Origin of the sequence: Streptomyces sp. CGMCC 4.7035 (assembly GCF_031583065.1) — a bacterium.
Lineage (GTDB): Bacteria > Actinomycetota > Actinomycetes > Streptomycetales > Streptomycetaceae > Streptomyces > Streptomyces yaanensis.
Genome location: NZ_CP134053.1, coordinates 7,748,382 through 7,760,584, shown reverse-complemented (window position 1 = coordinate 7,760,584; position 12,203 = coordinate 7,748,382). Strand labels below are relative to the sequence as shown.

11 protein-coding genes and 1 pseudogene are annotated in these 12,203 nt (G+C 70.9%); 8 read left to right on the top strand and 4 right to left on the bottom strand.

Annotation, left to right across the window (positions count from 1 at the left end; translation table 11 throughout):
- Window positions 1-35 precede the first annotated feature (35 nt).
- The 4 genes from Q2K21_RS34145 to Q2K21_RS34130 all read left to right on the top strand — a co-directional run bounded on the left by Q2K21_RS34145 (window position 36) and on the right by Q2K21_RS34130 (window position 3,811).
- Entirely contained in the window at window positions 36-1,952 is a 1,917-nt protein-coding gene (locus Q2K21_RS34145; RefSeq protein ID WP_310779754.1) for a protein-arginine deiminase domain-containing protein, read from the top strand.
- 117 nt (window positions 1,953-2,069) lie between these two features.
- Entirely contained in the window at window positions 2,070-2,561 is a 492-nt protein-coding gene (locus Q2K21_RS34140) for a helix-turn-helix domain-containing protein (RefSeq protein WP_310779751.1), read from the top strand.
- A 134-nt stretch (window positions 2,562-2,695) separates the two neighbouring features.
- A complete protein-coding gene (locus tag Q2K21_RS34135; RefSeq protein ID WP_310779749.1) occupies window positions 2,696-3,340 on the top strand; it encodes a hypothetical protein in 645 nt (214 codons plus the stop codon).
- Window positions 3,341-3,475: 135 nt separating this feature from the next.
- On the top strand, window positions 3,476-3,811 hold the full coding sequence (locus Q2K21_RS34130) for a DUF2516 family protein (RefSeq protein ID WP_386275915.1): 336 nt from the start codon (window positions 3,476-3,478) through the stop codon (window positions 3,809-3,811).
- A gap of 187 nt (window positions 3,812-3,998) precedes the next feature.
- Here Q2K21_RS34130 and Q2K21_RS34125 read toward each other — a convergent pair whose 3' ends face one another.
- The 3 genes from Q2K21_RS34125 to Q2K21_RS34115 all read right to left on the bottom strand — a co-directional run bounded on the left by Q2K21_RS34125 (window position 3,999) and on the right by Q2K21_RS34115 (window position 7,779).
- On the bottom strand, window positions 3,999-5,294 hold the full coding sequence (locus tag Q2K21_RS34125; protein WP_310779747.1) for a PP2C family protein-serine/threonine phosphatase: 1,296 nt from the start codon (window positions 5,292-5,294) through the stop codon (window positions 3,999-4,001).
- Between the two features lie 334 nt (window positions 5,295-5,628).
- On the bottom strand, window positions 5,629-6,711 hold the full coding sequence (locus Q2K21_RS34120; protein WP_310779745.1) for a C40 family peptidase: 1,083 nt from the start codon (window positions 6,709-6,711) through the stop codon (window positions 5,629-5,631).
- A 249-nt stretch (window positions 6,712-6,960) separates the two neighbouring features.
- The gene (locus Q2K21_RS34115; protein ID WP_310779743.1) at window positions 6,961-7,779 is read right to left on the bottom strand and encodes a class I SAM-dependent methyltransferase; all 819 of its coding nucleotides are present in this window, start codon (window positions 7,777-7,779) and stop codon (window positions 6,961-6,963) included.
- A gap of 281 nt (window positions 7,780-8,060) precedes the next feature.
- Here Q2K21_RS34115 and mshA point away from each other — a divergent pair, with 281 nt between their 5' ends.
- The 4 genes and pseudogenes from mshA to Q2K21_RS34095 all read left to right on the top strand — a co-directional run bounded on the left by mshA (window position 8,061) and on the right by Q2K21_RS34095 (window position 10,690).
- Complete coding sequence (gene mshA, locus Q2K21_RS34110) at window positions 8,061-9,389, top strand: D-inositol-3-phosphate glycosyltransferase (protein ID WP_310779741.1); 1,329 nt, start codon at window positions 8,061-8,063, stop codon at window positions 9,387-9,389.
- 70 nt (window positions 9,390-9,459) lie between these two features.
- On the top strand, window positions 9,460-9,960 hold the full coding sequence (locus Q2K21_RS34105) for a type III secretion system chaperone family protein (protein WP_310779739.1): 501 nt from the start codon (window positions 9,460-9,462) through the stop codon (window positions 9,958-9,960).
- 25 nt (window positions 9,961-9,985) lie between these two features.
- Window positions 9,986-10,162 (top strand): annotated as a pseudogene (locus Q2K21_RS34100) (DUF4267 domain-containing protein); the annotation flags it as partial.
- 39 nt (window positions 10,163-10,201) lie between these two features.
- Entirely contained in the window at window positions 10,202-10,690 is a 489-nt protein-coding gene (locus Q2K21_RS34095; protein ID WP_310779737.1) for a cupin domain-containing protein, read from the top strand.
- Between the two features lie 118 nt (window positions 10,691-10,808).
- Here the strand turns inward: Q2K21_RS34095 and Q2K21_RS34090 are convergent, their stop codons facing one another.
- Complete coding sequence (locus tag Q2K21_RS34090; protein ID WP_310779735.1) at window positions 10,809-12,113, bottom strand: MDR family MFS transporter; 1,305 nt, start codon at window positions 12,111-12,113, stop codon at window positions 10,809-10,811.
- Window positions 12,114-12,203: the final 90 nt, after the last annotated feature.

Below are 12,203 nucleotides of genomic sequence, written 5' to 3'. Positions count from 1 at the left end.
CTGACCCGGACTCATCAACGAGAAGGACACGCAGGTTGCGTAAGACTGTTGCGGTACGGACCGTCCTGGCCATCACGCTGGCGGGCGTGACGCTGGCTCCCGTGGCTCCCGCCTTCGCCGCGAAACCGATCGTCCGGGCGGACCTGCGCGCGGACGTCAACCGCGACGGCCGCGTGGACGTCACCCGCGGCAGCATGGACAGGGCCGGTGAGGACAGCTGGACCACCGGGCGTGGGGCGGTCTTCCTTCCCAACATCGACGACGACACCAAGCGGTGCAAGTCCACCGGCGCAGACGGCAAGCCGCTGTCCGACGCCATGCTGGCCAAGTGCAACGACGCCGCCGACACCAAGGTCAACGGCACGGCGGACGCCGCCGACCTGGCCCGCCTGCGTACCGTGCCGATGCCCGGGCTGGGCGGCAGCGCCACCGGCACGGTCAAGGTCGTCGGCACCGGCGCGAAGTACACGCGGCTCTTCGTCAAGCGCGCCACCGGCTGGGCCGTCGTCACACCGACGACCCGGCTGTCCGCCGCCGAACTGCGCGCCGGGGTGGAGCTCGGCATGGAGGGCACCGACGTCATACGTGACCGGGCGGTGTGGGACGGCACCGCGGTCGTCGAACTGAACGTCAGCCCCGGCGGCGGCGCCATGACCACCACCGACCGCGTCACCCTGCACGCCGCCCCGCTGCTCACGCAGCACCATCTCCAGCAGGCGCAGCAGGTCCTGGTCACCGAGCTGCGCGGCAGCAATCCGGACGAAATCGCCCAGCGGAAGTTCGTCAAGGACTTGGAGACCCAGGTCAAGCAGGCGGGCATCACCGCACCGCTGGTGAAGTTCACCTCGAAGGCCGACGACATCTGGGCGCAGGACTTCCTGGAACCCGGATACGTCTCCATGGCCGGCCCCGGCGGCAAGCCGCAGAGCATGCGGGTCATGATCCGCTCGGCGCAGCCGAACCGTACGGCGGGCCGCCAGGTGTTCGAGAAGCTGCGTGGTCGCGACGTCGGCGCGGTGCAGGTCGAGCAGAGCCGCAGGGCCTGGGACTCGGGCCTGGACTCCATGGGCAACCTGGAGACCATCCCTCCCTACGAGAACGGCGGCCGGTCCTACCCCGCCGGGCGCATCATCATGGGCGAGCGGAAGGACAGCGGCGAGAAGCCGGCCAAGGAGATGCGGACGCTGCTGGCGTCGCAGGGCATGCAGAACCCGCTGCTGCTGGACACCTCGTGGCTCCAGATCGGCCATGTGGACGAGTTCGTCCAGTTCCTGCCCGCCGACACGCCGCGCGGCTGGCGGATCGCCGTCGCCGACCCCGATGCGGGCATGAAGCTGCTCAAGGACGCGAAGGCCGCGGGCCACGGCGCGACCAAGATGTTCTCGTTCAAGGGCACCGGGTACCTGCCGGCGCCGAAGGAGACCATCAACCAGGTGCTCGCCAACGACCACACGCGGGCGGACAACGCCCTTGCCGCGCGGCACATCGCCGCCAACCTGGAGATCCTCAAGCGGGAGACCGGCATCACCGACGCCGAGGTGGTCCGGGTGCCCGCGCTGTTCACGAGCCAGAACGACGTGGAAGGGGGTGACTTCGCGGGGGCGGCGCGACTGACCCGGCTCGGCACCTCGGTCGACGGACCGGCCGCGGCGCAGTACGGCCGGCAGCAGGACCTGACGACGGCCGTCGAGGACACCGCGACCGTCGCGTACATACCGGGCGCGGTCAACGGCGTGGTCCTCGGCAAGGACCGCTACCTCGCGCCGAAGCAGTGGGGGCCGGTGATCGACGGCAAGGACATCTTCACCGAGGCGGTCGACGCCGCGTACGGCAAGGCGGGGATGCAGGTGTCCTACATCGACGACTACGAGACCTACCACTACGGGAGGGGCGAGGTGCACTGCGGCACGAACACGCTGCGGGACACCTCGGCGCCCTGGTGGAAGCGCTAGCGGCGACCAGCAGCTGGAACCGGCGTTCGGCCCCCCTTCGGGCATGCGCACGTGGCGTGGCGCACTTTTGCAAGCGGGTGCTTGCAATTGTTAGCGCGGGTGGGGCAAGGTGGAGGCATGGCATCGCTCAACGTCGGCAATCTCGGTGAGTACCTGCGCGAACAGCGGCGCAATGCGCAGCTGTCGCTCAGGCAGCTCGCCGACGCCGCCGGGGTGTCCAATCCGTATCTGAGCCAGATCGAGCGCGGGCTGCGCAAGCCGAGCGCGGAGGTGCTGCAGCAGGTCGCCAAGGCGCTGCGGATCTCCGCCGAGACGCTGTACGTGCGGGCCGGCATCCTCGACGCCGAGCGGGACCGGGACGAGGTGGAGACGCGCGCCGTCATCCTCGCCGACCCCACGCTCAACGAGCGGCAGAAGCAGGTGTTGCTCCAGATCTACGAATCCTTCCGCAAGGAGAACGGATTCGAGATCGTCCGGGCGGGCACGGCGAACGAGGACGGCCCGGCGGTTCAGGAGGCTCGGAACACGGACCACATCCAGGACGCTGCCGCCCCCGGCTCCCGCACGGCCGACGGCGCCGATGCCGGTCCGCAGCAGACCGCCAGTTGACCGATAAGACCGAAATCACCGATTCGACCGCGACCACGGACCCGACCAGGACGTTGATGTACGGGACGACCGGAAGGCGCCCCGCGGACCACCCAAAACCCTCAGCCGAAAGCCGAACCGGGAGGACCATCTCCATGGCCATCACCGACGACCTGCGTAAGACCTTCAGCGACCCGACCCCGCTCTACTTCGCCGCCGGCACCGCCGACCTGGCCATCCAGCAGGCCAAGAAGGTGCCCGGCCTGGTCGAGCAGCTGCGCGCCGAGGCCCCGGCCCGCATCGAGGCCGTGCGCAACACCGACCCCAAGGCCGTGCAGGAGAAGGCGACCGCGCGCGCCAAGGAGGCCTCCGCCCGGGTCAAGGAGACGCAGGAGACCCTTCAGACGAAGGTCACCGAGTTCCTCGGCACGCTCGACTCGGACATCAAGAAGCTCGGCACCACCCTCGACACCGACCTCAAGAAGCTCGGCGAGACCGCCCAGGACCTCGCTCTGCGCGGCGTCGGCGTCGCCGCCGAGTACGCGGTCAAGGCCCGTGAGACCTACGAGAAGGTCGCCGAGCACGGTGAGCAGGCCGTGCGGACGTGGCGCGGCGAGGCCGCCGAGGAGATCGAGGAGCTCGCCGTCGCCGTCGAGCCGAAGGCGGAGCCCGTCGAGGTCAAGGACGAGCCGAAGCCGGCCGAGGCCAGGATCGAGCCCGTCCCGGAGAAGAAGCCGGTGGCGAAGAAGGCTCCGGTCCGCAAGCCGGTGGCGAAGAAGACCACGCCGCCGGTCGACTGACCGCCGGACGACGGACCCCGTGGAACGGGCCGGGCACTCTGGGAGTGCCCGGCCCGTTCTTACGGGTACGCGGCCGCCGGACCCGGGTACGGTTGCCGTACAAAGGACTCGAACCTGGTGGTGGGCATTGTGCTGATGACGGCATTCGGCGGCTTCCTGTCGCTGCTCTACCTCGCCATGCTGGTGCTCGCCGTGGTGGCACTGGTCATGGCCGCGCTTTTCCGTGACGACGCGTACCGCGCCGCGGACAAGCAGAACAAGGGCTTCTGGCTGATCATCCTCGGCATCACGGTCGCGGTGAACCTGCTGGTGCCGATGCTCTTCCTGCAGCTCGCGGGCCTCGTCGCGACGATCGTCTTCTTCGTGGACGTCCGCCCCGCCCTCAAGCACGTCTCGGGCGGCGGCTGGGGCCGCCGCCGCCGCGGAAGCAGCAGTGACGGTCCGTACGGTCCTTACAACGGCGGGCGGTAGGCCGCCGCACCGGTTGGTTTTCCGCGGCGGGTGATGGGCTATGGGCCGGAGGGGCTGAATTTCTCAGCCCCTCCGGCGTTTGAGGAACGGGGTCTGGGGCGGAGCCCCGGCGGGGTGCGGGGGCGGAGCCGCGCAGGCGCACGACGGCGGGCGGTAGGCCGCACCAGTTCACGTGCGTCGGCTACGGCTACGGCTCGCGGTCGAGCAGGACGACCGCCACGTCGTCCGTCAGCTCCCCGCCGTTGAGGTCGCGCACCTCGTTCACCGTCGCGCGCAGCAGAGCCTCGCCGGTCAGGCCCTCGGTCAGCCGGCGCCGGACCAGTTCCACCATGCCGTCCTGGCCGAGGCGCTCCCCGCCCTCGCCGACGCGGCCCTCGATCAGACCATCGGTGTAGAGCATCAGGCTCCAGGCGGGACCCAGCTCGACCTGCGTGCGCGGCCAGCGGGCGTGCGGCAGCAGGCCGAGCGCCGGGCCGTTGCCGGCGTACGGCAGCAGCTCGGCCGGCCGGTCGGGGCGGGCGATCAGCGGGGACGGGTGGCCGGCCAGGCACAGTCCGGCGCGGCGGCCGTCCGGCGCGATGTCCACCGTGCACAGCGTCGCGAAGATCTCGTCGTTGTCGCGTTCGTGCTCCAGCACCTGCTGGAGCGTGGAGAGCAGCTCGTCGCCGCACAGGCCCGCCAGCGTCAGCGCACGCCAGGCGATGCGCAGTTCCACGCCGAGCGCGGCCTCGTCCGGGCCGTGCCCGCAGACGTCGCCGATCATCGCGTGCACCGTGCCGTCCGGCGTACGGACCGTGTCGTAGAAGTCGCCGCCGAGCAGCGCGCGCGAGCGGCCCGGGCGGTAGCGGGCGGCGAAGCGCAGCGAGGAGCCGTCCAGCAGCGGGTTGGGAAGCAGGCCGCGCTCCAGACGGGCGTTCTCCTGCGCCCGCAGCTTGGACTCGGTCAGCCGCCGCTCGGCGGTGTCGGACCGCTTGCGTTCGACCGCGTACCGGATCGCCCGGCTCAGCAGCCGTCCGTCCAGCTCGTCGCGGAACAGGTAGTCCTGGGCGCCGACGCGCACCGCCTCGGTGCCCCGCTCGGCGTCGTCGGACGCGGTGAGCGCGAGGACGGCATGGCGGGGCGCGAGCTGCAGCACGTGCCGCAGTACGGCCAGCTCGTCGTCCTCCTCGGCGGACCGGCCGGGGGCGGGCAGCGCGAGGTCGAGCAGGATGCAGTGGACGTCGTCGGTGAGCAGCCGCTCGGCCTCGGTGAGGTTGCGGGCGGTACGCAGCCGGATGGGGCGGCCCGTCGAGTCGAGCATCTCGGGCACGATCGGGGAACCGTTCGGGTCGTCCTCGATCACCAGGAGGGTGAGCGTGTCGGCGGTGGCCTTGGTACGGGCGGCCGGCTCCTGTGCGGCCTGGGTTCCGGGCAGGGACGCGGCTTGAGCCTGACCACTCCCCACGGCCGGGATCACTCTCTGCCGCGGTACGGGTACGGGCATCGTCTTGGGTTCCTTCCCTCCCCCCGAGGGCACGGTGGGGCGAGGGACCTCGACCCACCGACGGGGACCTTAGCGGTAGCCGAGCCCGCAACGGAATGCCTGTCCGAGTGGTGTTGGGCAACCGGCCCCCGTCATATGCCGCATCCGGTACCGCAGTTGGACACGGTGGGATCCACCGGGGATGACGAATGTCACGCGGGGCGGAGGTTTGGGGCGAGGGGCGGCGTGCGCCCCGTCACGTGGGCCATATCACTCGGCGGTCGGCAGGAACCAAGCCCACCCCGCGACCGAGGGCGAATCCGAAGGGCGGTCGACGTCAACGGCCCCCGACGGCTTACGCATCCGGCCGCACGACCCCCAGTATCGGCATCGAGCCCGCACCGGCGATCGTCACCGTCCGTCCGGGGCGCGGGGCGTGGACGATCGCGCCTTCGCCGATGTACATCGCCACATGGCTGGCGTCGTTGAAGTAGATGATCAGGTCACCGGGGCGCATGTCCTTGACGTCGACGTGCTTGAGCTGCTTCCACTGCTCCTGCGAGGTGCGCGGAATGGCGGTGCCTGCCGCCTCCCAGGCCTGGGAGGTCAGCCCCGAGCAGTCGTACGACTTCGGGCCTTCGGCGCCCCACACGTACGGCTTTCCGATCTGATGGGTCGCGAACCGCACGGCCTTTTTGCCCTCTTTGGACGCTTTGCCGCTGATTTCCTGGAGTATGCCGGAGTCCAGCCAGGCCGACTGCGCCTTGTACGCGGCTTCTTCCTCCAGCTTTCGCAGCCGCTTCTGCTCCCGCTTCTTGAGCCGGGACTCGAGCTTCTTCGCCGCGGCGATCTGCTTCTCGACCCTCTTCTTGGCCGCGGCCTTGGCCTTGCGGTTGGCCTCCAGCTTCTCCCACTGGTCGGAGGCGTCGCGCGCGTACTGCTGCAAGTCCTCCTGTGTGCGCGTCAGCTCGGTGAGCAGGCCCTTGGTCGCGTGCTGGCCCTGGCGCACGGTGCCCGCGTCGTCGAGGAACTCCTGCGGGTTGTCGCTCAGCCAGAGCCGGACCTCGGGCGGCAGACCGCCGCTGCGGTACTGGGCGCGGGCCGCGGCGCCCGCACGGTCCTTCAACTCGGCCAGCTTTTCCTGACCCTTGACGATCTCCCGGGCCAGCTCGACGATCTGCGCCGACTGCTTCTCGCTCTTCTCCTCGGCCGCGTTGTACGCGTCGGTGGCGACCGCGGCGTCGTGGTACAGCGTGTCCAGTTTCGTACGGACCGCTTCGAGGTCCTTGGTGGACGTCTCGGTCCCACTGCCGGACGGGGTGGGTGTCGGGGCAGGCCGGCTCGGGCTGGCAGACGCCGCGCCGGGCGTGCCCAGCACGGTGACCGCGCAGACCAGGGCGATGGCCGCCGCGGTCAGGGTCCGCTTCCCGGATCCCATAGTTCTTCCCCTAATCTGATTTACCGTCAGTAACTTACGGTCGCCTGGGGGATCGTGCCATGTCGACGCCCGAAGTGACAGAGGCAGGGCGGAGCAGCGCAAAAACTCCCTCTCCTGCCGCACGCAGTACGACGATTGCCGCACTTAGTACGACGAATTCCCTCCCCTGCCGCCCGCCCTCCTACGACGATCTTCCCGCGTATGTGACGAACGACTCAGGAAGATCGTTCCCCGCAGGTCAGGCGTGGTTCACGCGCGCGGCGCCAATGCCCCCCAGGCCACGGTGACTTCCCCCTGGCGCCAGCGCGCCGGGCCGTCGGTCACCGGCCAGTCCGCCGTCAGCCGGCGGACCGTGCGTATCCAGCGCTGGCGTGCGCCGTACGAGGCGTAGGGCGCGGCGGCGGCCCAGGCGCGGTCGAAGTCGCGCAGGAAGGCGTGCACGGGCTCGCCCCGGACGTTGCGGTGGATGAGCGCCTTCGGGAGCCGTTCGGCCAGGTCGGAAGGGTGGTCGAGGGAGCCGAGCCGGGTCGCGAAGGTGACCGTGCGCGGACCCTCGGGGCCGAGCGCGACCCACACGTGGCGGCGGCCGATCTCGTCGCATGTGCCCTCGACGAGCAGACCGCCACGGGATCCCGTCGCCGGATCGGCGGGGGTGAGCCGGGCGCACAACCGCTCCCAGACGGCGGCGACCTCGCTCTCCTCGTACTGCCGCAGGACGTTCGCGGCACGGATGAGGGACGGGCGGCCCGGTACGGGCACCTCGAAGCCGCCGTGCCGGAAGGTCAGGCCCTCGCGGGCGTAGGGCTGCGCGGCGGCGACCCGGGCGGGCTCGATCTCGACCCCGACCACGCGGGTGCGGGGCGCGGCGGTGCGCAGGCGCTGCAGCAGCTCGACCGCGGTCCAGGGGGCGGCCCCGTACCCGAGGTCGACGGCCACGGGGTCCGCCGTACGACGGAGCTCCGCACCGTGGACCGCGGCGATCCAGCGGTCCATCCGGCGCAGCCGGTTCGGATTGGTGGTCCCGCGCGTCACCGTACCCACGGGGCGGGACGCGGCGCGGGTTGACATGCGTACGAGAGTAAGCGGCCGGGAAGGAGGGCGGCCCGCCCTGTGGATAACTCGGCAGGGAGGGGGTCGCTCCTCCTGGCGGCCGGTGCCCCCGTAGCCGTGAGGCCGGCGGACGGCGGTAGGAGCACGCTCTCAGCACTCGAATGTTTGAGCGATAGAGGGTAATGATTTGGTAAAGGCGCCTGTAGGGGAAATGGAGCGCCCTCCTCCGGCGTTCGCATTGCTTGGAGGGCGTCCTGCGCCGTCCCCAAAGGCATGCCCGCAGCGAGGAGGAACGCCACGTGAGCCAGTACGTCAGCAGGCTCGGGCGTCGCTCTCCGGCGGCTGCCCCGCGGTTGCGGCTGCACCGTCGCCCCCGCCGCGTCGCGATGCTCTCCGTGCACACCTCACCGCTCCACCAGCCCGGCACGGGCGACGCCGGCGGTATGAACGTCTACATCGTGGAGCTCGCCCAGCGTCTCGCCGCGATCAACATCGAGGTCGAGATCTTCACCCGGGCGACCACCGCCGCGCTCCCGCCGACCGTCGAACTCGCCCCCGGCGTCCTCGTCCGGCACGTCGACGCCGGACCGTACGAAGGCCTCGCCAAGGAGGACCTCCCCGCCCAGCTCTGCGCCTTCACGCACGGCGTGATGCAGGCCTGGGCCGGCCACCGGCCCGGCTACTACGACCTCGTCCACTCCCACTACTGGCTCTCCGGCCATGTCGGCTGGCTCGCCGCCCAGCGCTGGGGCGCTCCCTTGGTGCACGCCATGCACACCATGGCCAAGGTCAAGAACGCCTGCCTCGCCGAGGGCGACACCCCCGAGCCCGCCGCCCGTGTCATCGGCGAGACCCAGATCGTGGCCGCCGCCGACCGGCTCATCGCCAACACCACCGAAGAGGCCGATGAACTGGCGCGCCATTACGCGGCCGACCCGGGCAAGGTCGCCGTCGTGCATCCGGGCGTCAATCTGGAGCGCTTCCGGCCGGGTGACGGCCGTGCCGCCGCCCGCGCCCGTCTCGGGCTTCCCCAGGACGCGCTGATCCCGCTCTTCGCGGGGCGCATACAGCCCCTCAAGGCGCCCGACGTGCTGCTGCGTGCCGTCGCCGTCCTCCTCGACGAACGCCCCGAGCTGCGCTCCCGCATCGTCGTGCCCGTCGTGGGCGGACCCAGCGGCAGCGGTCTCGCCAAGCCGGAGGGCCTGCAGAAGCTCGCCGCCCGGCTGGGCATAGCCGATGTCGTACGCTTCCGGCCGCCCGTCGGGCAGGACCAACTCGCCGACTGGTTCCGGGCCGCGTCCCTGCTGGTCATGCCGTCGTACAGCGAGTCCTTCGGGCTCGTCGCCATCGAGGCGCAGGCGACCGGTACGCCGGTGCTGGCGGCCGCGGTCGGCGGGCTGCCGGTCGCCGTCCGGGAGGGGCGGACCGGATTCCTCGTTCAGGGCCACGATCCCGCCGCCTACGCGCGCGTACTGCGCGATTTCGCCGACGACCCGGGGCTGTCCGCCCGTATGGGCGAGGCCGCGGCGCGGCACGCCGAGTCGTTCGGCTGGGACACGGCGGCCGCCGCGACGGCCGAGGTGTACACGGCGGCCATACAGGCCCATCGGCGCCGGGTGCGCGCGTAGTACGGCTGACGCCGGTCGCACGGTGTCCCGGCGCGCCTCACGGCCGGCACCGGTCGCGTACGCTCCCAGCATGTCTGAGGAACAGCGGGCGGCACAGGTCATCGAAGGGGTCCTCAAGGACGCCGAACTGGAGTGGGAGAGTCCGCAGGTGGGCTCGTACGTCGTGAAGCTCCCCGGGACGCGCAAGCTGTCGACGACCGTCTCGCTGATCGTCGGCAGGCACTCCCTGTCCCTCAACGCCTTCGTGATCCGGCACCCGGACGAGAACGAGTCCGGAGTGCACCGCTGGCTGCTGGAGCGCAACCTCAAACTGTACGGGGTGAGTTACGCCGTCGACCCGCTCGGCGACATCTATCTGACCGGCAGGCTGTCGCTGGCCGCGGTCACCGCGGACGAGGTGGACCGGCTGCTCGGTTCGGTCCTGGAGGCGGCGGACGGCAGTTTCAACACCCTTCTGGAGCTGGGTTTCGCGTCCGCGATCCGCAAGGAGTACGCCTGGCGGGTGTCGCGCGGCGAGTCGACGCGCAACCTGGAGGCGTTCAGTCATCTGACCGGGCGCTCCGATGGCTGAGCCTGCGGACCGCACCTACCGCGCAGCCGGAGCGCATGCCGAGGCCTGGTTCATGCCGGCCGTCGCCCTCGTGCCGCTCGGCGACACGCTGATCGTGCTGCGCCATGGCGGCACGCGGGCCGCCGCCTTCGGTATCCACTTCGCCACGGCGGTGGTGGTACTCGCCTCCGCGGCACTGCTCTTCGCCGTTCGATCCGTTTGATCTGTTTGATCCGTCAAGCACTTACCGGGGAGTTCTGAAATGTCGCTGATCGTGCCGCACTTCGACTCGTCCGTGGTCGTCCGCTCCGCCGACGCGGAAGTGGTCGGCCGGGCCCCCGCGACCATACGGCTGCTGGCCGACAGCAGCGCGACCGGAGGAGCGCTGTCCACGCAACGGATCACCCTCACCGGGGGCGCGGACGGGGCACGGCCCCACCACCACACCGGCTCGGCCGAGATGTTCTTCATGCTCGACGGCACGGCGCAGCTGCTGTCCGGCGACAAGATCGTCACCGCGGAGCAGGGCGACCTGGTCGTCGTGCCGCCGGGCATGCCGCACGCCTTCGCCGCCGCGCCCGGGCAGGACGCCGACATCCTGATCGTCATCACGCCGGGGATCGAACGCTTCGAGTACTTCCGCCACTTGGAGCGCATCGGCCTGGGGAAGGTGCCGCCGGAGTCGCTGCTGGAGGTGCAGGAGCTCTACGACAACCACTTCGTGGCGAGCGAGGTGTGGGACCGACGCTGATTCCTGGTGCGGCCCGGCGCGGGGACCGGTGCCGGAGCCTGAACGGCGCGCGGGGCGCGTACGGCACGATCTCTCGCCGTACGCGCCCCGCGCGCCGTTCATTTGTGCGAGGCACCCGTCAGGCAGTGCTGATCTCCGCCCCGGCCGCCTTCACGTTCGTGGCCCCCGCTGCCGCCCCCGCGGCCGACTGCTCGGCTGTCTCCTCGGTCGACTGCTCGGTCGTCCCCTCCGCCGGGAGGCGGCGCATCAACGCCCCGTACCCGACGCCCGCCGCCGTGCCGACCACCGCGCACAGCCCCCACAGCCACTCCGCGCCGAGCCGGTCGATCACGAAGCCGGACATCAGCGGAGCGACCAGGGCCGCCACCGACCACGACATCGTGTACATGCCCTGGTAGCGGCCGCGCCCGTGCGCGGGGGAGAGGCGGACGACGAGGCCGGTCTGGGTGGGCGCGTTGACGATCTCCGCCAGCGTCCACACGCACACCGTCAGCGCGAACACGCCGACCGAGCCCGCGAAGGCGGTGAGCCCGAAGCCGTATCCCGCGAGCAGGGACGAGACGACGAGCAGCCGGCGCGGGTCGCGGTGCTCGATGAAACGGGTGACCGGGATCTGGAGCACCACGATCAGCACGCCGTTGACCGCGATCGCCATGCCGTAGTCCGCGGGCGTGAAGCCGGCGTCGCCCATCGCCACCGGTAGGCCCACGGACCCCTGCTGGAAGACGAGCGCGACGAGGAAGGACAGACCGACCACGCTCATGAAGCGGCCGTCGCGCAGGACGGTGCCGAGGCCCACGTCCTCGGCGGCCTCCTTGCCGACCTCCACGGGCCGGGACTCGGGCAGCTTGGCGAAGACGACGACGGCACACACCATGGTCATCCCCGCCTCGATCAGGAACCCGGCGAGATAGCTGTACTCGGCGATGAAGCCCGCGGCCATGGAGGAGACGGCGAAGCCCAGGTTGATCGCCCAGTAGTTGAGGGAGAAGGCACGCAGCCGGTCCTCGGGCCGGACGATGTCGGCCATCATCGCCTGCACGGCGGGGCGGGAGGCGTTGCTCGCCATGCCGACCAGGAAGGCGACGGCCGCGATCGCGACCGGGTCGCGCATGAAGCCGAGGAGCGCGACGGAGACGGCGGTGGACGACTGGGCGACGAGGAGGGTCGGCCGCCGTCCGAGCCGGTCGGTCATCACGCCCGCGCCGAGGGAGGAGATGACCCCGCCGAGTCCGTGCAGTGAGGCGACGAGACCGGCGTACGAGGCGGAGTAACCGCGGTCCAGGGTCAGGTACAGCGCCATGAAGGTGGCGACGAAGGCGCCGAGGCGGTTGACGAGCGTGCTGGTCCACAGCCACCAGAACTCGCGGGGAAGCCCGGAGACGGTGTCCCGTGCGGCACGTCTGAGGGTGGCGAGTGGCATGGCGGGGTCCCCCCAGGGTGTAAGCGGCTCAGGCGGTGGTCACAACTTACGAGCGCGGTGCCCGGGGCGGCCACTCAATTAACAGAAGCC

Bases quoted from the DNA above. Each gene is read 5' to 3' on its own strand.
- Q2K21_RS34140 (WP_310779751.1), top strand. From the start codon at position 2,070: ATGGCATCGCTCAACGTCGGCAATCTCGGTGAGTACCTGCGCGAACAG.
- Q2K21_RS34135 (WP_310779749.1), top strand. From the start codon at position 2,696: ATGGCCATCACCGACGACCTGCGTAAGACCTTCAGCGACCCGACCCCG.
- Q2K21_RS34130 (WP_386275915.1), top strand. From the start codon at position 3,476: ATGACGGCATTCGGCGGCTTCCTGTCGCTGCTCTACCTCGCCATGCTG.
- Q2K21_RS34125 (WP_310779747.1), bottom strand. From the start codon at position 5,294: ATGCCCGTACCCGTACCGCGGCAGAGAGTGATCCCGGCCGTGGGGAGT.
- Q2K21_RS34120 (WP_310779745.1), bottom strand. From the start codon at position 6,711: ATGGGATCCGGGAAGCGGACCCTGACCGCGGCGGCCATCGCCCTGGTC.
- Q2K21_RS34115 (WP_310779743.1), bottom strand. From the start codon at position 7,779: ATGTCAACCCGCGCCGCGTCCCGCCCCGTGGGTACGGTGACGCGCGGG.
- Q2K21_RS34105 (WP_310779739.1), top strand. From the start codon at position 9,460: ATGTCTGAGGAACAGCGGGCGGCACAGGTCATCGAAGGGGTCCTCAAG.
- Q2K21_RS34095 (WP_310779737.1), top strand. From the start codon at position 10,202: ATGTCGCTGATCGTGCCGCACTTCGACTCGTCCGTGGTCGTCCGCTCC.
- Q2K21_RS34090 (WP_310779735.1), bottom strand. From the start codon at position 12,113: ATGCCACTCGCCACCCTCAGACGTGCCGCACGGGACACCGTCTCCGGG.